This is a genomic window from Micromonospora sp. CA-269861 (genome assembly GCF_050948505.1).
Taxonomy (GTDB): Bacteria; Actinomycetota; Actinomycetes; order Mycobacteriales; family Micromonosporaceae; genus Micromonospora.
The window spans coordinates 6,981,083-7,002,488 of sequence record NZ_CP192014.1 but is presented as its reverse complement, the minus strand read 5'-3'; the positions used below and the strand labels follow the sequence as shown (position 1 = coordinate 7,002,488).

The 21,406-nt window shown below is 70.8% G+C and carries 16 protein-coding genes and 1 pseudogene; 7 read left to right on the top strand and 10 right to left on the bottom strand.

From position 1 onward, the window contains the following. Window positions 1–8: 8 nt before the first annotated feature. Entirely contained in the window at window positions 9–2,831 is a 2,823-nt protein-coding gene (gene dnaB / locus ACQP0U_RS32285) for a replicative DNA helicase (RefSeq protein ID WP_433314525.1), read from the top strand. A 24-nt stretch (window positions 2,832–2,855) separates the two neighbouring features. On the opposite strand, the gene ACQP0U_RS32280 is transcribed toward dnaB, so the two are convergent. The 5 genes from ACQP0U_RS32280 to ACQP0U_RS32260 all read right to left on the bottom strand — a co-directional run bounded on the left by ACQP0U_RS32280 (window position 2,856) and on the right by ACQP0U_RS32260 (window position 8,639). Further along, on the bottom strand, window positions 2,856–3,533 hold the full coding sequence (locus ACQP0U_RS32280; RefSeq protein WP_433314522.1) for a maleylpyruvate isomerase N-terminal domain-containing protein: 678 nt from the start codon (window positions 3,531–3,533) through the stop codon (window positions 2,856–2,858). Window positions 3,534–3,639: 106 nt separating this feature from the next. After that, window positions 3,640–4,020, bottom strand: coding sequence for a zf-TFIIB domain-containing protein (locus tag ACQP0U_RS32275; RefSeq protein ID WP_238670049.1), 381 nt, complete (start codon window positions 4,018–4,020; stop codon window positions 3,640–3,642). 22 nt (window positions 4,021–4,042) lie between these two features. Beyond that, on the bottom strand, window positions 4,043–4,675 hold the full coding sequence (locus tag ACQP0U_RS32270; RefSeq protein ID WP_433314519.1) for a phosphoribosyltransferase: 633 nt from the start codon (window positions 4,673–4,675) through the stop codon (window positions 4,043–4,045). 41 nt (window positions 4,676–4,716) lie between these two features. Next, a complete protein-coding gene (locus tag ACQP0U_RS32265; RefSeq protein ID WP_433314516.1) occupies window positions 4,717–6,066 on the bottom strand; it encodes a glycosyltransferase family 87 protein in 1,350 nt (449 codons plus the stop codon). A gap of 50 nt (window positions 6,067–6,116) precedes the next feature. Further along, window positions 6,117–8,639 carry a putative bifunctional diguanylate cyclase/phosphodiesterase gene (locus tag ACQP0U_RS32260; RefSeq protein WP_433314514.1) on the bottom strand — a complete coding sequence of 841 codons (2,523 nt, stop codon included), beginning with the start codon at window positions 8,637–8,639 and terminating at the stop codon, window positions 6,117–6,119. Between the two features lie 737 nt (window positions 8,640–9,376). Here ACQP0U_RS32260 and ACQP0U_RS32255 point away from each other — a divergent pair. The 5 genes from ACQP0U_RS32255 (at window position 9,377) to ACQP0U_RS32235 (ending at window position 15,477) form a co-directional block, all read left to right on the top strand. Beyond that, complete coding sequence (locus ACQP0U_RS32255) at window positions 9,377–12,481, top strand: AfsR/SARP family transcriptional regulator (protein WP_433314511.1); 3,105 nt, start codon at window positions 9,377–9,379, stop codon at window positions 12,479–12,481. 262 nt (window positions 12,482–12,743) lie between these two features. Then, a complete protein-coding gene (gene moaC / locus ACQP0U_RS32250) occupies window positions 12,744–13,235 on the top strand; it encodes a cyclic pyranopterin monophosphate synthase MoaC (RefSeq protein ID WP_433314508.1) in 492 nt (163 codons plus the stop codon). Continuing rightward, window positions 13,232–13,702 (top strand): MogA/MoaB family molybdenum cofactor biosynthesis protein, encoded by a 471-nt coding sequence (locus ACQP0U_RS32245; RefSeq protein ID WP_433314505.1) that lies wholly within the window; start codon window positions 13,232–13,234, stop codon window positions 13,700–13,702. The genes moaC and ACQP0U_RS32245 overlap by 4 nt, the downstream gene beginning before the upstream one ends. 93 nt (window positions 13,703–13,795) lie before the next feature. Beyond that, on the top strand, window positions 13,796–15,052 hold the full coding sequence (locus tag ACQP0U_RS32240; RefSeq protein WP_433314502.1) for a molybdopterin molybdotransferase MoeA: 1,257 nt from the start codon (window positions 13,796–13,798) through the stop codon (window positions 15,050–15,052). Window positions 15,053–15,105: 53 nt separating this feature from the next. Continuing rightward, window positions 15,106–15,477, top strand: coding sequence for a molybdenum cofactor biosynthesis protein MoaE (locus tag ACQP0U_RS32235; RefSeq protein ID WP_433321335.1), 372 nt, complete (start codon window positions 15,106–15,108; stop codon window positions 15,475–15,477). 4 nt (window positions 15,478–15,481) lie between these two features. Here ACQP0U_RS32235 and ACQP0U_RS32230 read toward each other — a convergent pair whose 3' ends face one another. Together ACQP0U_RS32230 and ACQP0U_RS32225 are read right to left on the bottom strand one after the other, a co-directional pair. After that, window positions 15,482–16,948 carry a glycosyltransferase 87 family protein gene (locus ACQP0U_RS32230; RefSeq protein WP_433314499.1) on the bottom strand — a complete coding sequence of 489 codons (1,467 nt, stop codon included), beginning with the start codon at window positions 16,946–16,948 and terminating at the stop codon, window positions 15,482–15,484. 215 nt (window positions 16,949–17,163) lie between these two features. Further along, the gene (locus tag ACQP0U_RS32225; protein WP_433314496.1) at window positions 17,164–17,709 is read right to left on the bottom strand and encodes a DoxX family protein; all 546 of its coding nucleotides are present in this window, start codon (window positions 17,707–17,709) and stop codon (window positions 17,164–17,166) included. Between the two features lie 133 nt (window positions 17,710–17,842). Here ACQP0U_RS32225 and ACQP0U_RS32220 point away from each other — a divergent pair, with 133 nt between their 5' ends. Next, a complete protein-coding gene (locus ACQP0U_RS32220; protein WP_433314493.1) occupies window positions 17,843–18,391 on the top strand; it encodes a GNAT family N-acetyltransferase in 549 nt (182 codons plus the stop codon). Between the two features lie 12 nt (window positions 18,392–18,403). On the opposite strand, the gene ACQP0U_RS32215 is transcribed toward ACQP0U_RS32220, so the two are convergent. The 3 genes and pseudogenes from ACQP0U_RS32215 to ACQP0U_RS32205 all read right to left on the bottom strand — a co-directional run. Continuing rightward, complete coding sequence (locus ACQP0U_RS32215; protein WP_196920321.1) at window positions 18,404–19,645, bottom strand: ATP-binding protein; 1,242 nt, start codon at window positions 19,643–19,645, stop codon at window positions 18,404–18,406. A 144-nt stretch (window positions 19,646–19,789) separates the two neighbouring features. Continuing rightward, window positions 19,790–20,239, bottom strand: coding sequence for an LppU/SCO3897 family protein (locus ACQP0U_RS32210; RefSeq protein WP_433321332.1), 450 nt, complete (start codon window positions 20,237–20,239; stop codon window positions 19,790–19,792). Between the two features lie 332 nt (window positions 20,240–20,571). Beyond that, window positions 20,572–21,057: pseudogene (locus ACQP0U_RS32205) on the bottom strand (LppU/SCO3897 family protein); the annotation flags it as partial. Window positions 21,058–21,406 lie beyond the last annotated feature (349 nt).

The following is a 21,406-nucleotide window of genomic DNA, read 5'->3' as shown; positions in this document are numbered from 1 at the left end:
GGGGACCCGTGTCGGTCACCGACGACATGCGGGCAGAGCCACGCTCCGGCGGAGGCCAGCCACCCGCGCCGCGGGACGGCCAGTACGACAAGACCCCGCCGCAGGACGTCGCCGCCGAGCAGTGCGTCCTCGGCGGCATGCTGCTGTCCAAGGACGCCATCGCCGACGTCGTCGAGATCCTCAAGACCAACGACTTCTACCGGCCGGTGCACGCCACCATCTTCGACATCATCCTCGACATCTACGGCCGCGGTGAGCCGGCCGACTCGATCACGGTCGCGGCGGCACTCGCCGACTCCGGGGATCTGGTCCGCATCGGTGGCGCGCCGTACCTGCACACCCTGATCGCCAGCGTGCCCACCGCCGCGAACGCGGCGTACTACGCCCGCATCGTCAGCGAGCGGGCGGTGCTGCGCCGGCTGGTCGAGGCCGGCACCAAGATCGTGCAGCTCGGCTACGGCACCGCCAGCGGCGGTAGCCGCGACGTGGACGACGTCGTCGACCTGGCCCAGCAGGCCGTCTACGACGTCACCGAACGGCGGGTCAGCGAGGACTTCGCGGTCCTGGCCGACATGCTGCAGCCGACGCTCGACGAGATCGAGGCGGTGGGCGCGCAGGGCGGCATGATGACCGGTGTCCCGACCGGCTTCAGCGACCTGGACCGACTGCTCAACGGCCTGCACGCCGGACAGCTGATCATCGTGGCTGGCAGGCCTGGTCTCGGCAAGGCGCTCGCGCTCGACACCCCGCTGCCGACCCCAGACGGCTGGACCACGATGGGTGAGGTCAAGGCAGGCGATCAACTTCTCGCGGCGGACGGCAGACCCACCACGGTCACACACGCCTTCGACGTCATGCACGACCGTCCCTGCTACGAGGTGGAGTTCTCTGACGGCACGGTCATCGTGGCCGATGCGGAGCACCTGTGGAAGACGACAAGTCGGGCTAGTCGGCGGCAGGGGCCGGCGCGCCAAAGGCGGCACTGGTCCGAGTCGTCGCTCGCCAACGTACGTGCGGCACATGAGCGGCTGAGCTCCCTGCGGAACCAGCCGATCACCCTCTTCGACACGATCGAGCAGGTCGGGCCGGAGTTCCGGCATGTCCTGCACACAGTCGCCCGTGAGGTCGGGTCGGTCGGTCGGATCAGCCGCCCCACCGTCCGCAGCGGCAAACCACGGAACTGGACTGCGCCCGGCTATCCGGCCGGTCCCCTCCTGAGCGCGCTTCTTCAACGAGCCGAGCGGGAGGTCAATGCCAGCAGCCGGGCCGACCACGACGGCGTCGTCACCACCGCCGAGATCGCGGCCACCCTGCGTACCGACACAGTCGAACGCCGGCTCAACCACGCCGTACGGAACAGCGCTCCCCTTCAGCTTTCGGAGCAAGACCTGCTGGTTCCGCCCTACACGTTGGGGGCGTGGCTCGGTGACGGGCACAGCGGCGCCAGCCGCTTCACCACGGCAGATCCGGAGATGGTCACGCACGTCGAGGCGGACGGCTTCGTCGTGCGGCCCAGCGGGCCGATGGTCTACACCATTCTGCTGCAGCCCACGTCCGCTGCTCCGGGAAACGGTGTCTGCGTGGACTGTGGCGTTTCCACCAGGGCGTTGCGTGAGAATCCAGCGACCAGGAAGTGCTCCGGCTGCCGTCACCGGAACGGGTCCTTCGTCGGGTTGTTGCGTCAGGTCGGGGTAGCGGGAAACAAGCACATCCCGGGCGTCTATCTGCGCGGCTCGGAGGCTCAGCGCAGGGCGTTGCTAGCGGGGCTGATGGACACCGATGGGACGGTCGCCCCTGCTGGCAATTTGCAGTACACGTCGACCTCGAAGAGGCTGGCTGATGACGTCCGCGAACTCATCGTCAGCCTGGGCTACCGCTGCACGGTCAATGCGAAGCCGGTACGCGGCCGTACCCCCGAGTCTTCCATCGCGTACACGTTGAACTTCTCCACGCCGGACGTGATCTTTCGGCTCAAGCGCAAGCAGGACGCGCACGCCGAACGCCGCCGCACCGCCTCCGACGTTCGGACGACCTCGCGGTTCATCGTCGACGTCCGCCCGGTTCCCAGCGTCCCGGTGCGGTGCGTGACCGTCGATAACGACGAACACCTGTACCTGGCCAGCCGGGCGATGATCCCCACCCACAACAGCACGGCCAGCATGGACTTTGCCCGAAATGCTGCGATTCGCGCCAACCAGGCGGCCGCCATCTTCTCGCTGGAAATGAGCAAGGTCGAGATCGTCATGCGGCTGCTCTCCGCCGAGGCGCGGGTGCCGCTGCATGTGCTGCGTAGCGGTCAGCTCTCCGACGACGACTGGACCAAGCTGGCCCGGTGCATGGGCGAGATCAGCGAGGCACCGCTCTTCGTCGACGACACACCGAGCATGAACCTGATGGAGATCCGGGCCAAGGCCCGGCGGCTCAAGCAGCGGCACGACCTCAAGATGATCGTGGTCGACTATCTCCAGCTGATGACCTCGCCAAAGCGCACCGAAAGTCGCCAGCAGGAGGTCGCCGACCTGTCCCGTGGCCTGAAGCTCCTGGCCAAGGAGGTCGAGTGCCCGGTCATCGCGGTCAGCCAGCTGAACCGTGGCCCCGAGCAGCGCACCGACAAGCGACCTCAATTGTCCGACTTGCGTGAGTCTGGATCAATTGAGCAGGATGCCGACGTTGTCATCCTCCTGCACCGCGACGACTACTACGACAAGGAGTCGCCGCGGGCCGGGGAGGCGGATTTTATTGTTGCCAAGCATCGGAATGGGCCTACCGACACCGTGACCGTCGCGGCTCAGCTGCACCTGTCCCGCTTCGTCGACATGGCCATCGGCTGACCGGCGCAGCGCCCCTGTCGTCGGTCAGCCGAGTAGTGGGAACCAGCCTGCCGACTCACCCAGCTCCAGCCGGTCCCGGTCGGTCAGCGGGACGCGCCCGGTCGCCTTCAGCAGGAAGTCGTGGTCGTCCCAGGCGGTGGGTCGAACGGTGTCGTCGCTGAGCAGGCCGTCCATGGTCGCTACGGCGACGCGTACCGCCAGGGGGCCGGGCGGCGGCGCGTCGGGCAACTCCAGTGTCAGGTCCAGGTGGTGGACGACAGCCTCGGTGGTCAGGGTGGCGAGGAAGTCGGGTACGCGCAGCACGTGTCCCTGGGTGGTCACGTACCCCTCGGGGTTGGCTGACGCGGCGGCGCGGACCGCCGCCGGGGCGGTGTCCCGCCAGAGGTTGACGATCCCGGTGGGACTGTCGAAGGCGGCAGCCGATCGGCGGACCCACCATGCGTGCCGGGCGGCCTCGTCGTCGTTGCCGGGGAAATCACGCCAGTAGCTCACGTCGTCGACGTCGGCGGGGCCGTCGACGGGGCTGGCCAGGGTGACAAGTGCCCGCTGGGCGTCGCCGAGCACGTGCAGGAGCAGGTCAGCGATGAGCCAGCCCCGGCAGCGGGTGGCTTGTTGCAGGCCGGCGTCGTCCAGGCGTCCGACCACCGCGGTGATCCCGTCGTACGCCTGGGCCAGCGCCTCGTCCGGTCGGATCGCGGTCATGCGATTCAGCCTCGCATGACCGCATCACGCCCGCCAACGATCAGTGGCCCGGGTGGTGTGCCCGGGTCGATGCGTGGATCGACCCGGGCGGAACGTCGGCGAGGGATCAGCCGAACATCTCGTCGAGGAAGCCCTTGCGCTTCTTCTGCCGGTAGTGGCCGTGGTAGCCGTGGTGCTGCTGCTGGTGGCCGTAGGCCGGCTGCGGCGGGTAGCCGTGGGCGGGCGGGGGCGGCGGCGGGACGGCGCCGTAGCCGGGCTGGTGCGGCGGGGGCGGCGGGGGCGGGTAGCCGGCCGGCTGCTGCGCGGGCTGCCCTGGCGCGCCACCGGTCTGTTGGCGGCTCCAGTTGGCCTCCGCCTCGAACAGCTTCTCCAGCTCGCCACGGTCCAGGAAGATGCCTCGGCATTCCCCGCACTGATCGATGACGACGCCGCTGCGCTCGTACTGGCGCATTTCTCCGTGACACTTGGGACAGGTGAGGCTACTCATCTCCCGACGGTACCCGGTGGACCTATGCAGTTGCTGTGAGCGCCTCGGTGACTTCTTCGTCTGACACTTCGTGGAAGTCGTCGTAGTAGACGCTCACCGCACCGAAGTCGGGTGGGCGTTGGGCACAGATGACCTGGTCCGCTTCGGCGGTCAGCAACTCGTACGCCTCCTGCGCGCCGACCGGGACCGCGACCACGACCCGGTGTGCCCCGAGTTGGCGGACGACCTCGACGGCGGCGCGGGCGGTCGCGCCGGTGGCGAGGCCGTCGTCGACGATCACCGCGGTCTTTCCGGTGAGGTCCAACTGTGCGCGTCCACCCCGGTAGAGCCGTTCCCGGCGTTCCAACTCGGCCTGCTCCCGACGGCTGACCTCGGCGATGTCGTCGCTGCTGAGTCGGCTGGCCACCGCGTCGTTGAGCACCTGGACGCCGCCCGGCCCGAGTGCGCCGAAGGCGACCTCGCGGGCCCATGGCATGCCGAGTTTGCGGACGACCAGCACGTCAAGTGGCGCGCCGAGCCGTTCGGCGACGACCCGGGCGACAGGCACGCCGCCACGGACGAGGCCGAGGACGACGACGTCCGGTTCGCCGATGAGTGCGGTGAGCCGTTCGGAGAGCACCCGGCCCGCATCGGCCCGGTCGCGGTACGTCGTCATGCCTTCAGGTCTACGCCCTGGCGCGCTGTTCCGCTCGGGAGTTACGCCGAAGTGGTCCGACCGGACGGCTCGTCGGGGACCGGCGCGGCCGGCGTGTCGATCGGGCGGTGCAGTGCGGGTGCCCAGGTCAGCAGGGCCAGCGGGTACAGCAGGTAGCCGAAGCGGGTCGTGGGCATCAGGGCGATGGCGGCGAGCAGCCCGTACCCGCAGATGAGCGCGGTGGCGACGGCGGTGCGGGGCGGGCGGCGGGCGAGCCGGACGGCGATGGCCACTCCGGCGGCGATCAGCAGCGCGGCGGCGATCAGCCGGCCGGCGGGTAGCGCGCTGGCGATCAGGTAGCCGGGGAACGGGGACTGCGCGGGGCTGGTGACCAGCCCGTGGCCGAGGGGGAAGCGCAGGACGTTCTCGGTGAGGGCGTCGCGGTCCACCAGGAGCGCCGGCAGTAGTGCGGCGACGGGCAGGCCGATGGCGCCGACGGCGACGCGGGTGCCGGCGCGCCGGGTCAGGCCCCAGACGATCAGGACCAGGGCGACCGGCCAGGCGAACAGCTTCAGCGCGCCGGCGAGCCCGACCGCGAGGCCGGCGCGGCCGGGTCGGTCGGCGGCGGCGAACGCGAGGGCCAGCAGGCAGAGCGCGAGTACGGGTAGGTCGTCGCCGCCGGTGGCGAGGGTGAGGGCGCAGATCGGCAGTACGGTGGCGGCCTGCACGCCGCGCAGCAGGGTGGCGTCCCGCCGGTGGGTCGCGGCGGAGGTGGTCTGGTCGGTGGTGGTCGGTGTTCCGCGGAGGACGGCGACGGCCAGGGCGAGGGCCAGCGCGGTGCCCACCGCGAACCAGACCCGGGAGTCGGTCCACCAGGTGTCGAGCAGTGCTCTGGGCAGGCCGAACATCGCCATGCCGGGCTGGTACGGGGTGTAGCCCATCAGTTGCTCGCCGGGTGGCAGGGCGGCGATGGCGTCGGGTCCGAGGTAGGGCGTGCCGTGCTCCAGGAGGCGGCTGCCGGCGTGCTCCACGACCAGCACCTCCTCCTGGGCCCGGTCGGTGCGCCCGCCGGCCCGGTCGATGCTCTGCCAGGCCAGGGGCAGCAGTGTGGTGGTCGCCCAGGCGAGACCGGTGACCGCCCAGCGGGCTGGCAGACCGGTCAGCCGGGAGGTCGGCGAGCGTCTGCGCAGCAGGAGTTGGGCGATCACCGCCAGCGTTGCGAGCAGGTATCCGACGGCGGCGACCGCGCCCCAGGCGCGGTGCGGCAGCAGTGTCGACGTGACCGCGGTGATCGCGGCGAAGGCGGTCGAGACGGCGTAGAGGCCCAGGTCGAGGGCGAGGCCGCCGGCGGCGTTGTCGAGCGTCCGCCAGTGCCAGCGACGGCGGTGGGCGGTCGGGTCGTCGACGATCACGCGCGACAGTCTGGCAGACCGGGCTGCCGGCGCAGTGGGCCGATGCCAGCTCAGGCGGGCAGGTGTGGGAGGCGGTCGGGCCTGGAGCGGCCGGCCTGGCGGCGGTTCTGGTTCAACCGGATCACCGCCCCGGCGTCGTGCAGTGGCGCGGCCAGGGTGCCCGGTCGGCCGCCCGAGCCGCGCTGCATCGCCGCGAGCAGGGTGCCGGACGGCATCGGCCGGGCGAACAGGTGCCCCTGGCCGGCGACGCAGCCCAACTCCCAGAGGGCCCGCCGCTGCGGTTCGCTCTCCACCCCCTCGGCCACCACGTCGAGGTCGAGGCTGCGACCGAGGTCGAGGGTGGAACGGATGACGGCGGCGGCCTCGGCCGAACTCTCCATCGTCGTCACGAAGCTCCGGTCGATCTTCAGCTCGTGTACCGGGATCCGGGAGAGCAGTGAGAGGGAGGAGTAGCCGGTGCCGAAGTCGTCCAACGCCAACCGGACTCCCTCGTCGCGTAGTCGGCTGAGCACCCGGTCGACCACGTCGAGTTGGCTGAGGGTCAGCGTCTCGGTCAGCTCCAGGACCAGCCGGTCCGGTGGTAGGTCGTGGGCGCGGAGGCGGGCCAGCACCGAGCCCGGGAACCGCGCGTCGAGCAGGCTGCGCGGGGACACGTTGACCGCGACGGGTACGTCGAAGCCGGCGTCGCGCCAACTGACCGCCGCGAGCAGTGCCTGGTCGAGAATCGCTTCGGCGAAGGCCGGTAGCAGGCCGGAACGTTCCACCGCCTCCAGGAACCGCAGCGGGTCGATCATGCCGTGGGTGGGGTGGTGCCAGCGGGCCAGCGCCTCCGCGCTCGTCACCTCACCGGTGCCCAGGTCGACGATCGGTTGGAAGTTGACGACGAACTCGTGGTCGGCGACCGCGCGCGGCAGGTCGCCGCCGAGGGTGAGGCGGCCGAGGTCGGCGGTGTCCCGGGTCGGGGCGTACGTGGAGATCCGCTGCCCGGCCCGCTTCGCCTGGTACATGGCCACGTCGGCGCGGCGGAGCAGTTCGGCCATGCCGCCGTTGGACGGGGCGCCGGAGATCCCGCCGCTGGCCTCGACGCTGATGCGCATGCCGTCCAGTTCGAACGGCTCGTGCAGGGCGGCGAGCAGCGTCTCGGCCCGGTGCGCGGCCACCGCCGGGGCCGGCAGACCACGCAGGAGTACGGCGAACTCGTCGCCCCCGAGGCGGGCCACCAGGTCTGTCGCCTGGGCGGCTCCCCGCAACCGGTCGGCCACCTGCACCAGCACCTGGTCACCGGCGGCATGCCCGAGCGTGTCGTTGACCTCCTTGAAGTGGTTGAGGTCGATCAGCACCAGCGCGGTCACCCCGTCGGCGTGCCGGGTGCTCAACTGCTCGGTGCCCTCGTCGAGGAGGTGCCGGCGGTTGGCCAGGCCGGTCAGCGCGTCGTGCGAGGCCGCGTACGCGTGCTCGTCGGCGACCCGGGCCAGCTCGGCGTACGCCTGGGCGTTGCGGACGGCCGTGCAGAGCGCGGAGGCGAAGGTGCGCAGGGTGTACTGCTCCCGCTCGGAGAGCTGCACCGGGCCGCGGAAGCGCAGTCGGAGCATGCCGACGTCGGCCGTCCGGTCGTGGCCTTCCAGCGGTGCGGGGACGATCGTGCCGTCGACGCCGGTGGGCGTGCCGGTCGGACCGTCGAAGGTGATGCCGCCGGTGCCACCGCGAACGGTGCGGTCGCCGTGGCGCAGCTCGATCTCGACCTCGTCGGCGGAGAACAGCTCGGCGGCCTGAGTGACGGCGGTGGTGAGGACGTTGTCCAGGTCGACCACGTTGAGCGCGTCGGTGGTGCGGGCCAGTCGCTGCCACGCCTGCTGCTCGGTGCGGCCTCGGATTCGCGCGGAGTAGGCCAGGTGCAGGCTCAGGACCAGGGGTGGGACGGCGAGCAGTAGCCGGGGGTCCATCTGGAGGGTGAGCAGGGTCAGGGCCGCCACCACGAACCGGACCGCGTAGCCGGCCAGGCGAAGGTCCAGGTTGCTGCGGAACTGGGTCGAGATCTTGGTGCCGGAGGCGAGCGCGATCACGGGAATCGCCAGCAGCTCGTCGAGGAGGGCGGCGATGAGGTACGCGACCGACAGGATCCCCACCAACTGCGGGGCCTGCATGGCGGGCCACGTCCAACCGAGCACGGCGAAGGTGAAGCCTGCACCGGCCGCGACGAGGATGTTCTTGCCGACGCCGAAGGCCAGCTTGATCGGTGGTAGGCGGACCGAGGCGATGGTGATCCCGATGCAGGTGCAGAGCACCACCCACGGAACAGGGGCAATGGCGGCCGCAATGACGATCGCCGCCTCGCTCCAACTGATCAGGTGCACCGTGGACCGGACACGTACGCGGGTCTTGACGAACGCACCCAGGGCGATCATGGCGGTCAGCGTCACCAGGGTTGCGCCGTCGGGTGTCGGGGCCTCCGCCGAAGGGAAGGTGAGTCTCAGGGAGGCGAGCGCAACGACTGCGGCAGCAACGACGAGGAGACCGACGATCAGCCGTAGCCGTCGATCGGTCCCGTCATCGCGTCGTTGTGAAGAGGCCACGCAACTCCTGGATTACCTCGCCTGTCGTGCTTGCAACCATATCGTCGAGCGATGCAGAAGTCCTGCACCGATGTCAGCCCCACTCGTTTCCGCGCATTTCACCCACCCTCTCCTTCGTGTGGTTGTCGGCTCCGTTGGCGCCGACTCTCTACGAATGGAGCTTAAATGGGGTTGGCCCTAGTTAGGGATGATAAATGTCGTTATCCTCAACATTAGTTAATCCCGTGCGTATAAGTGACATTCTGTTTGCGTTCCGGTGCGGAGAGCGCTGGGATGCTCGCCTGCTGCAGCCGGCTCGTCGCGGAATGTCGCGAGCTGTGTCGACTGATTGGACCGCGCCCTCAGTGTGGGTGCTGGACTGCCGCAACTCATCCGCCGATTCGGTCAACCGCTCCCCAGCTTCAGGTAGGAGTCCCCTTCGTCGACTGTGGGCGCAATCGTTCGCGGATGGACATTGACGATGGTGGCACTGCGTCGGGCTGGGGCCGGGGCCGAGCGCCGGGGCGGAAACCAGTAGTTGAGGGCTTTCGCTCCTTCTTTCCGTCATGCGGCAGGAGTTGAGAACGCCGATGCAACAGATGGTTCTTGCAATGTTCGCATTGCACTCGACGGCCCCGACGCAGTGGGTGACCGGGAGAGCTCGCCCCGCCTGCCTGATTGGCATCGGGCCGTCACATCCGGTGCCCGTAAGCTTCGTTGCGTGATCGGCTGAATACCCCGCTGGAGCAGGGGGACGGGTGGAGATTCAACTTCTGGGCGGCCTCTCGGTGCATCTGCTCGCTCGCAAGCTGCACCTGGGTACGCCCAAACAGCAGGCTGTCTTCGCGATGCTCGCGGTCCAACCCGGGCAACTGGTGACCCTCGACGACCTGGTCGACGAGCTGTGGCCGGACGGCCCACCGCGCTCTGCGGTGGCGAACGTACGGACCTACGCCGCCAATCTGCGCCGAACCTTCGAGACATTCGAGTCTGGTCGGGGTGTCGTCGTCAGGCAGCAGAGCGGCTACCGGCTCAACCTGGGGCCGGAAGCAGTCGACCTGTTCTGCTTCGAGATGGAGTGCGCTGCGGGCCGGGAAGCCCTGACAGCCGGCCACGTGGACCGCGCCCTGGAACTGTTGGGGTCCGCCGTGGCGCGCTGGCGCGGGGCGATGCTCGCCGGCATGTCGCTCGGGCCCGTGCTCGGCGCACGCGTGGTGGCCGCCGAGGAGGAGCGTCTGCTGGCCGTGGAACTCCTCGCCGACGCGCAGCTCAGGGCGGGCCGGGGCGACCTGGCGATCCCCCTGTTACGGGAGACCGTCGCCCGTCATCCCCTCCGGGAACCGGCGTACGTCCTCCTCGCGCGGGCGTTTCACGAGCGCGGCGACCACGTGGGCGCGCTCGTCACGTACGACGAGGTTCGGGCGAAGCTGATGGCCGAGCTCGGCGTCCTCCCGGGCTCCGACCTGCGGGCTCTTCACCGCACGATCGTGTCGGCGGTGCCACCCCGGCGACCGGCGAACCGCGCCGTACCGCGTCCGGCCGGCCGGAGCGTCCGCCCTCTCTCGAAGGCGCCTTCCCCGGTCGGTCTCCTGGTCCCCGAAAGCGCACCTCGGCCCGACCCGGTGGATCACCTGCCCCGAGCGGTCACCGACTTCGTGGGCAGGGAGGATGTGGTGTCGCGGCTGCTGGCGGAGACCCGGCGGGTCGAGCAGCGGGTGCCGGCCGTGCACATCATCGATGGCATGGCGGGTAGCGGCAAGACGACCCTCGCCGTGCACCTGGCCCGCCGGCTGTCCGATCGGTACCCGGACGGCGCGCTCTTCATCGACCTGTGCGGGCACGGCGAGAAGAACCGGGTCGAGCCGGCGAGTGCTCTGGTCACCCTGCTCCGACAGTTGGGCGTTCCGGCTGGTCGGGTTCCAGTGGAGTTCGACGACAGGGTGGAGTTGTGGCGACAGGAACTGGCCCGCCGGAGGTCGGTGGTGGTGCTCGACAACGCCGCGGGCAGCGAGCAGATCATGCCCCTGCTGCCGGCCGAGCCGACCACCGTCGTGCTGGTGACCTCGCGGCGGCGGCTGTCCCACCCGGATGTCGGGCCGTCGCAGACGCTGCCGCTCCTGAACCCCCGGGAGAGCGTGGATCTCCTCAGCCTGAGCGTCGGTCGGGACAGGGTCGAAGCCGAGCCGGAGGCGGCCGCCGAGGTGGTGCGTCGGTGCGGGTACCTCCCTCTGGCGATTCGTCTGGCCGGTGCCAGGCTGGCGCATCGGCGCGGCTGGCGGTTGGCGGACCTCGCCGAGCAGATGGCTGGTGACGTTCCGGTGCTGCACCATCTGGCCCAGGAAGAGAGCACTGTCACCGGGGCCTTCGCCGCTTCCTACGAGCCGCTTCCGAACTCGACCAAGCGTGTCTTCCGATTCCTGGGCCTGTATCCCGGCAGCCGCTTCAGCACGCCGGCAGTCGCCGCGCTGACCGGTCTGACGATCGCGGAAGCTCGCGCGGCGCTCGACGACCTCGTCGACAGAAACCTGGTGGAGGACCTGGACTCGACGCGATATCGGGTGCACGACCTCATGCGGCAGTACTCCATCGAACTGTGTTCGCGCACCGACTCAGTGAACGACCGAAAGGCTGGCCTGGCTCACCTGTTCGATTTCACTCTGGAGGCGGCACTGAGGGTCGCCAAGACGCTGGAGTTCAACGACCTGGGACCTCGCGTCACACATCTCCCGTTCGGGCGACCCGAGCTGATCGACGCGATCGGGGAACCCACCGCCGACTGGTTGGAGACGGAGCGGACGGACCTGGTGACGATGGTGAGGTCGGCGCTCGATGAGGGCTTCCACGAGCACTCCTGGCGACTGGCCCGTGCTCTATGGCGATTCTGTTACATCCGTGGATACTTCGAGGACATCATCACGACCCACCGGTACGCGCTGACCGCAGCGGAAGCATCCGGGGACGTCGGTGCGACGGCACTGATGAACAACTACCTCGCCTCCGGCTACGTCCGGACCGGCGACAACCGGGCAGCGCTGCACCATCTGACCCGCGCTGTCGCCCTCGCCGGAGAATCGCGGGACGTGCTGAACGCCACCCGATACCGCGCCAATCTCGCCGCCGTCTACTGGTGGGGCGGCAATCTCACCGAAGCGGTGACAGTCGGTCTGGAGAGCCTGCGCGACTACAAGGGGTACGGCAACGTCAGGGTGCCGATGGTGCTGCCGAATCTCGGCATAGCACTGACGTCCCTGGGGCGTTACGAGGAGGCGTTGCGGTTACACCGCCTGCACCTGGCGTGGGCCCGGACGAACTCCGACGAGTTCCACACGCTCAACGCGCTCAGCCACATCGGCGCCGTACGCCTGCGAATGGGTGACCTTCCGCAGGCGATCCGAATTCTCCTGGCCTCGTTGGCCCTACGTGATCGCACCGGCCACCGGTACGCCGAGGCCGAGGTGCGCAACGACCTCGGGATCGCCTATCGCCGGCTGGGTCGTCTGGTGGAGGCCCAGCGGGAACACGAGCTGGCCCGTGAGCTGTCGATCGGTTCGGGGGAGCGACACGTCGAGGCGGCCGCGCTCAACGAGCTCGGGCGCACCCTGCTGGCGCAGGGGCGCAGTGGCGGGGCGTTCGAGGCGCATCAGGAGGCGTTGCGGTTGGCTACCCGGATCGCGCACCCGCACGAGCAGGGTCGAGCCCTCGCCGGGCTCGCCGAACACGTCGCCCGCATCGACCCGGCCGAGGCCCGACGGTACTGGGAGCGGGCGTTGGCGATCTTCCGGCGGATGGGCGTGCCGGAGCGGTTCGAGGCCGAACGCCGCCTCGCCGAGCTGGGTGACGTAACAGTGGCCGCAGACCGCTGACCAGCCTGGACGTCGCTTATCGATTTCTTATCGGCGGGCCCGCTAACTTACCTGCCGTATCGGCGAACGGGGGAGGTTCTGCCCACGGGCAGAACCGGGTCGTCGACGCGCGCCCGCTGCCGGGTCCCCCCAGCGACCTCGGCGGCGGGTCGGTGAGTGGAGGAGCGGCGTCGGGGCCGCTGCGCCGTCAGCACCCGGTGCGGCGTGCGCGTGACGCCGCTCCTTCCGACCGCTGTCGTACCGCACCGATAGGCTCACGACCGTGACCGAACCCGCGCAGCTCAGCCACGTCGACCGCGCCGGCGCGGCCCGCATGGTCGACGTCTCCGCCAAGGCGGTGACGGGTCGGTTGGCCGTCGCGGCCGGCCGTCTGCGGACCACACCCGAGGTCATCGACCTGCTGCATCGCGACGGGCTGCCCAAGGGTGACGCGTTGGCCGTCGGGCGGCTGGCCGGGATCATGGGGGCCAAGCGCACTCCGGATCTGATCCCGCTCTGCCACCCGATCGCCCTGCACGCCGTCACTGTCGACCTGCGGCTGACCCCCGACACCGTGGAGATCACGGCCACTGCCCGCACGGCGGACCGGACGGGGGTGGAGATGGAGGCACTGACAGCTGTCGCTGTCGCCGGTCTCGCCCTGGTCGACATGGTCAAGGCGGTCGACCCGGCGGCCTCGGTCGAGGCGGTCCGGGTGCTGCGCAAGGAGGGCGGCAAGACCGGCGAGTGGGTTCGTCCGGAGGACCGGCCGTGATCCGGGCTCGGGTGATCGTCGCTTCCAACCGGGCCACCGCAGGTGTCTACGCCGACACCAGCGGGCCGCTGCTCGTCGCCGGCCTGCGCGAGCTGGGCTGCCAGGTCGACGAGCCGGTGGTGGTGCCCGACGGTGACCCGGTCGGCGACGCCCTGCGGGCCGCCCGCGCCGACGGTGTCGACGTGGTGCTGACAAGCGGTGGCACCGGCGTGACCCCGTCGGATCGGACACCGGACGTGACCCGGGGCCTGCTGGATTACGAGATCCCCGGCATCGCCGAGGCGATCCGCGCGCACAGTCGTGACCGGGTGCCGACGTCGGTGCTGTCCCGGGGCCTGGCCGGGGTCGCCGGCCGGATGCTGGTGGTCAATCTGCCCGGCTCGACCGGTGGTGCCCGGGACGGCCTGGCGGTTCTCGGGCCGATCCTCGGGCACACAGTCGATCAACTCCGCGGCGGGGACCACTGACCGTAGCGCGGCGCGGACCACTCACCGCTCCATGACGGGACCGGTGCACGCCAGGCCCGGGCGGGTGTCGGTCAGTGCCGATAGGCTCGGTCGGTGAGCACGGAAACCGCACCCACCGCGGATCGGGTCACCGCACCCCCACCGGCCGGGTGGGAGGAAGCACGGTCGCGGGTCTACGCGGTCGGTCTGGCCGCCGCGCTGCCCGCCGTCGCCCGACCACTTGCCGACGCCGACGGGTCAACCCTGGCCGAGCCGTTGACCACCCGCACCGACCTGCCCGCGTTCCCGACCTCCAGCGTGGATGGCTGGGCCGTGCGCGGTCGTGGCCCGTGGCGCGTCGTCGGCCGGGTGCTGGCCGGCAGCACCCCCACGCCACTCACCGAAGACGACACGACCGTCGAGATCGCGACAGGTGCGATGGTCCCTGAGGGCGCGACAGCAGTGCTGCGCGTGGAAGAGTCGACGAGCGCTGACGGCCTGGTCAGCGGCGTTCCCCGGACGACGCCGGAGTGGCGGAAACCCGGCGAGGAGGCGTACGCCGATGAGGAGCTGATGCCGGCCGGCACGCCTGTCGACCCGGCGGTGATCGGCCTGGCCGCCGCCTGCGGGCACGACACGCTGCGGGTCCGGCGGGTGCCGCGTGCCGCGCTGCTGGTCTTCGGCGACGAGCTGCTGACGGCGGGCCCGCCCGCGGCCGGTCGCATCCGTGACGCGCTGGGCCCCGCGGTGCCGGCGTGGCTACGCCGGTACGGCTGTCAGGTCCGCCCGTCGGACGTGGTCGGCCCGGTGGCCGACACGTTGCCCGCGCACGTGGCGGCCCTGCGCGCGGCGTTGGCCAACGCCGATCTGGTCTGCACCACCGGCGGCACGATGAACGGCCCGGTCGACCACCTGCACCCGACCCTGGAGGCGCTCGGCGCCGACTACGTGGTCAACACGGTGGCCGTCCGCCCGGGCTTCCCGATGCTGCTGGCCCGGCTGACCGGCCCCGACGGGCGAGCCCGGTTCGTGGCCGGGCTGCCGGGCAACCCGCAGTCCGCCATCGTCGCCCTGGTGTCGTTGGTCGCCCCGCTGCTCGCCGGCCTCCAGGGCCGGTCGATGCCGGTGCTGCCGAAGGTGACGTTGGCCGAGGCGGTGCCCGGTCGCGGTGACCACACCCACCTGGCGTTGGTCCGACTGGACCGGGCCGCCGGCGTCGCGTCCCCGGTCCGCCACGTCGGCTCGGCGATGCTGCGGGGCCTGGCCGGCGCGGACGGGTTCGCGGTCATCCGACCCGGCACCAGCGGCGAGCCGGGCGATCGGGTGCCGATCGTGCCACTGCCGTTGTTCCCCGGGGAGCGTGCGTCGTGACCGCACCAGCGATCACCTTCGGCGAGGTCACCGACCAGCCACTCGACCTCGCCATGCACGAGGCGGCGGTCGCCGACCGCCGGGCCGGCGCCGTGGTGTCCTTCCAGGGCGTGGTCCGCGACCACGACCACGGCCGTCAGGTCACCAGCCTGGAGTACGAGGGGCACCCGAGCGCCGCGCAGGTGCTGCGCGACGTGGCCGCCGAGATCGCCGCGGAGCCCGACGTCTACGCGGTGGCGGTCTCGCACCGGGTCGGCCCCCTGGCGATCGGTGACGTGGCGCTCGTCGCCGCGGTGAGCACCGCGCACCGGGCGGCGGCCTTCGCGGCCTGCGCCCGGCTGGTCGACGAGGTCAAGGCGCGACTGCCGATCTGGAAGCGGCAGGTCTTCACCGACGGCACCGAGGAGTGGGTCAACTGCCCCTGACCGCTCAGCGGTGGCCGTTGACCACCACGGCCCTGGCGAGCCGGTCGCCGTAGAACGCCGGCTCCGCACCCGGGCGCCACGGCAGGGCGGCGACCAGCACGATCAGCGCGACCGCGAGCGAGTTCTCCATCAGTGCTCCGAAGAGACCATCCTGGTAGTGCGACATCTCCGGCAGCTGGTGCTCGTACGGCCAGATCGGAGAGATCAGGAAGAGCAGGTAGAGGCCGATCGCGGCGACGCCGTGACGGAGCCCGGTCAGCGTCGGGTACCAGATCGGCGGGCGGAGCCCGTTGACCCCGGGCAGCCCGCCGAAGACCGGCCCCTGGCCGGTGCGTTGCGGCATCCCCCGACTCGCCTCGCGTCGACGCACGGCGGCGTCAGCCAGCACGATGATCGCCGGGATCACCCAGACCAGGTGGTGCGTCCAGGAGATCGGGCTGATCACGTTCGCGGTGAGACCCACAAGCGTGAAGGCGGTCAGCTCGTCGCCGTCGGCGCGGGAACTGGCGGCCCGGGACAGGCCCAGCGCCAGGACCAGCACCGAGAAGGCGAGCCACAGCAGCCCCGGGGTCTCGATCGAGTCGTACAGCCGGGCGAGCAGACCGGCGAGGGACTGGTTCGGCGTCATGTCCGCCGCGCCAACCCGTTCGGTCTGCCACAGCACGCTGCCGAAGTAGGTCCGCGACTCGTCACCGACGATCGCGAAGGTCCCCACCGTCACGCCGATCGTGGTGCCGATGGCGGTGGCCGCCACCCGCCACTGACGGGTGATCAGCAGGTAGGCGATGAACAGCGCCGGGGTGAGCTTGACCGCGGTGGCGAGGCCGATGCCGGCCCCGGCCCAGGCCCCGCCGTAGATGAAGCGCAGCAGCGGGCCGTCGGTGGCGGCGTAGTGGGTGCCCCGGCGGGAGCGCCAGCGGAGGCCGATCAGGTCCGCCATGATCAGGGCGAACAGCAGGATGTTGACCTGGCCGTAGCCGAGCGTCTCCCGCGTTGGCTCGATGGCGACCGCGAGCGGCACCGCCAGGGCCACCGTGAACCACAGTGGCCACCCCAGCCGGTCCACGATGGGTCGGAGCAGCCCGGCCAGCACCAGCGCCAACGCGGCGATGCTGGCGGCGGCGTTGACCATGCCGGCCGCGCCGATCGGCAGCTGCGCCATCGGCAGCATGACCAGCCCGGCGAAGGGTGGGTAGGTGAACCCGAGTGTTGTTCCGGGCGCGATGAACTCGTAGAGCTCGTGACCGCTCGCCCACCACACCACGGCTCCGTGGTAGATCTTCATGTCGAAGAAGTTGTACGGCCGCCCGAAGGTGCCGATGGCGAGCCATGCGGCGTAGGCGACGGCGGCCACGATGGCGCCCCGTACGACGTTCCTGCGATCGATCCCGCGCGTCACGCGGTCGATCCCGCGCGACACACGTTGGATTGGGGCGAGGCGGTCCGCCCGTCTACCGACAGCCGTCGGCATGGCGTGGCCACCCCCGTACCAAGGTCGTCCTACCCGTCCAGGTCCTGCACGGAGCCTAGAACGGCGCCTCACGTCAGTGCCTCCCGCGTTATGCGACCGTGTCCGATCCCACACATGTTTTTGACATTTCCACCGCGTTAACGCCTACCGGGTGGTTCAGGTAATTCGCGGCCTTAGCGAGGGGTGGGGGTGAGGCAGAGACAGATCGACGCAGGTCAGCCGGGGAGTCGACGTGCGGTTGACGCGGAGCGGACGGCGATCCGGGCCTCGCGGCGGGCGGTCCGGACGGCGCGTTGCATGGAACGTCGAGAGTGGCCGATGCGATGGCCCGTCCGCCACCGCAGACCCGGCTTGCCGCCGGTGTCCGCAGCGGCCAGCAGCAGACCACCGAGGATCCCGAGATTCTTCAGGACGTGAACCTGGTTGTTGTTCCTGGCGATCGGGTCGTCGTTGTTCCAGAAGGGATGCCCGGCGACGGTCACCGGCACCAGCGTACCGGCGAGAACCAGCGCCGCGGGTCGGCTGAACCGACCGGTGGCCAACATCAGACCGGCGCTCACCTGCACCGCCGCGTTGAGCCGGATCAACGTCTCGGTCTCGGTGGGGAAGCTCGGGTGTGCCTTCTTCAACATCGGTGCGACCTTGTCGGTCACCGGTTTGGCGGCCACCGTGAGCCGACCGGGATCACGGAAGTTGCGATACCCGCTGACCACGAAGATGCCGCTCAGCATGGCGCGGGCGAGGGAGCGTACGGGCGTCATGGATCAGTCATACCCCGTCGCGGCGTTTGCTACCCCGGCAACCGCAGGATCGGATTGGTGTTCGTACACGTGCGCCACGCCGAATCGAGCGACCGTCACGGATGGACGGGCGCTGGCGGGTAACGTCGCGCGGGTGACCACGCTGCGGCTACGCCCCGAGGACCCGGCCGACGCCGGCCCGGTCCGCCGCGTGCTGGGCGCCGCCTTCGCCCGCCCGGACGTGGCGACGCCGCCGGAGGTCAGCCTGGTCGACGAACTGCGCGACACCACCGCCTGGTTGCCGGAACTGGCCATGGTCGCCGAGTACGGCGGCGAGGTGGTCGGCTACGCGCTGCTCACCCGGGTGCGTCTGCGACCGGAGCGAGGCTCGGACGTGCCCGTCCTGGCACTCGGCCCGGTGGCGGTCGCGCCGCACCGACAGCGCGTCGGGCACGGCACGGCGGTCGTGCAGGCCGCCCTGGACGCCTCCACCGAGTTGGGCGAGCGGCTCGTCGTCGTCCTCGGCGCCCCGGCCTTCTACCGCCGGTTCGGGTTCGGCCCGGCGAAGGAACTGGGCCTGACCGGCCCGTGGGCCGGCCTCGGTGAGCCGTGGCAGGCGCTGGTGCTGCCGCCGTCCACCAGCGAGGAAGGCCCCCCGCCTCGCGGTGAGGTGCTCTTTCCGGCGCCCTGGGCGAAGGTCTGACGTGGTCGGCGGTCAGGCCGGCTGTGTCCGCAGGTACCGGCCGAAGTGCGGGACCGTGAAGGCGACGGTGCCCCGCTCACCGGAGTAGATCAAACCCTTCTTGATCAGCGCGTCCCTTGCTGGGGACAGGCTTGCCGGCTTGCGGCCGAGGGCTCGGGCGATCTCCGCGGTGGGAACCGCGGCGTCCATGTCGTCGCGGACCACAGCCCCCGGCTCGCCCTCGACCGCTGACATCATGGCCATCGCCCGCATGTACTCGCGTTCGGCGGGAGTGGCCCGTTCGAACCGGGAACCGAAGAACCCGACCGCCAGCTCGGCCTCCGCCTCGGGCGCGGCGACCCGCACATCGGCTGCGGTGATCGGCGAGCGTGGCGCGTGATCCCAGGTCGCCTTGCCGTACGCCTGGACGAAGTAGGGATAGCCGCCGGACTTCTCGTAGAGCAGGTCGAGTGCCTTCTGCTCGTACTCGACCTCCTCGCGCTCGGCGGGCGCGCAGAGCGCCCGGTCGGCGGCGATCCGGTCGAGCCGGTCGATGCGTTGATAGCGGAACAACCGTTCGGAGTACGACTTGGCGGCGCTGAGCACGGCCGGCAGGTGCGGAAGGCCGGCGCCGACGACGATCAGCGGCGCGCCGAGCTGGGACAGCTCGTGGCAGGCGGCGCAGAGCGCCGACACGTCCTCCGGGCCCAGATCCTGCATCTCGTCGATGAAGATGGCGATGCCGGTGCCGACGTCGCTGGCCACGGCGGCGGCGTCACTGAACAGCTCGACCAGGTCGATCTCGATGTCGCCGGAGTCGGCCCGGCCGCTGGCGGCCGGCACGTCGATGCCGGGCTGCCACCTGTCGCGCAGCTTCGTGGCGGCACCGGACCGGCCGGTAGGGGTGGACCGCTGAGCGAACGCCTTGAGGACGCCGAGGAACGCGTCGATCCGGTCGGGTGCGCGGTGGCGGGGGGCGAGCTCCCGGACCGCCATGTGCAGCGCGGCGGCGACCGGGCGACGCAACGACTGGTCCGGTCGAGCCTCGATCTTGCCGCTGCCCCAGAGCCGGTTGATTGCCTGCGACCGGAGGGTGTTGAGCAGGACCGTCTTGCCGACACCACGCAGCCCGGTGAGCATCAGGCTGCGCTCGGGTCGGCCCCGGGCGATGCGTTCGAGCACGATGTCGAAGACGTCCAGCTCCCGCCCCCGCCCGGCAAGTTCGGGCGGACGCTGGCCGGCGCCCGGCGCGTACGGATTGCGGACCGGATCCACGCATCGCAGATTATCGGGCCGTCTAGCTGCGAGGCTAGACATGGATAGATGGGGCTACCGGCGTGTCGAGACCGTCGAGAACAAACTAGGGCTGTCTAGCGTCCACGCTAGACAGCCCTAGTTTTGGCAATCAACGACTACGGGCTAGCGCTTCTTCAGGCAGAGCACGTAGTCGAACAGGTCGACCGAGTTGTCGTGCACGTAGTTCGCAGTCGCCTGCGGCGCGAGCGTCTCGCACCGATCACCGTCGGTGGTAGCCGGAATCCGCAGCAACACCTGGTAGGTGTTCGGGCCGCACGGCACCTTACGGAGTTCCGCGTCGTCCTCACTGCCGTCGTTCACCACGCAGTCACCCCGCGCGAACTCCTCGTCCGGGGTCGGTGCGGCAGACGTCGGCGCGTCGCTGGGCAGAGCGGGTGGAACGACCGGGGCACTCGTCGACGGGGTACGCGCGGCGTCGCTGCCGGCGTCGGCGACCTTCCAGACCGCCCAACCAGCCAGGCCGAGGCACGGGCAGAGCACGAGCAGCACCACCACCGTGATGATGAGAGCGACATTGCGGCCGGTCTTCTTCGCCGGCGGAGCGGGCGGCATCCCGTAGCCGCCGGGAGGCTGCTGACCCCACGGCGCGGGTGGCTGACCCGGCGTCGGCCCGGCCGGCGGGAACGGTCCGGGCGGTGGGTAACCGGGGCCCGAGGTTGGCGGCGGCGCCCACATCGGCGTGGTCGGCGGCTCCGGGTTGGCGGGCGGCGGCGCCCACATGGGTGCCGTCGGTGGCTCCGCGCCGGTCGGCGGCGGACCCCACTGCTGCCGGGTCGGGTCCTCCGCAGGCGGCGGGGTGTTCCACTGGGGCAGGGTCGGCTCGTCCGGCTGATCGGAACCCGTAGGTCCGTAGGTCGTCATGTCATCCCCGGGGGTGGGTGGTCTCAGCGTTGCTTGAGGCAGAGGACGTAGTCGAGACTGTCCAGCTCACTGTCGAAGGAGAACCAGTTGGTGTAGCCCTCGACCTTGCCGCACTTGGCCTTGGCGTCCCGCTCGCCGCTGGTCGGGCCGTCGATCCGGCTCAGCACCTCGTACGACTTCGGGGCACAGCCGCTGATCAGCAGCTTGGGCTTGCCGCCGGCGGTGCCCTCGTTGCGGACACACTGGCCGACCTTCGCGAACCGGGGATCGGCCGACGACTCCGGCGCGGCGGCGCTCGGCGCGGGCTCGACCGCGTCCGCGCTGGGCTCACCGGCCACGGCCGAGCTGCTCGGCGCGGCTACCGGCGCCGGGTCGCTCCCCCCACGGCGCAACCAGAACGCGCCGGCGACGGCCACCACCAGCAGTACGACGGCCAGTACCGCGATCAGCGGACCCCGGCCGCGCCGACGCGGTGCCGGATCCTCGCCGTACGGGTTGTCGGGCCGGTACGGCTGCTCACCGTACGTCGGGGTCGGCTGGTACGGGCCGCCGTAGGGCGCGCGCGGGTCGTGGCCGTAGGGCGTCTCCGTCCCACCGCCGTAGGGCGCGCCGGGCGCTGCACCGTAGGTCGGGGTGGGTGGGCCGCCGTACGGCCCGGGTCGTCCCTGCGGTGCGGGTGGGTACGACGGGACCGCAGGCGGGTAGGGCTCCGGCGCGGGCGGGTATGCCTGCTGCCCCGGGCGACCCGGCGTCTCGTCGGGTCTCTGCCCACGCCACGGCCCCGGGTGGCCGCCCCCCGACTGTCCGTAGTTCGTCATGCCGCCCTCCCGCGCGAGTGGTGAGAGGCCGGCCACCAAA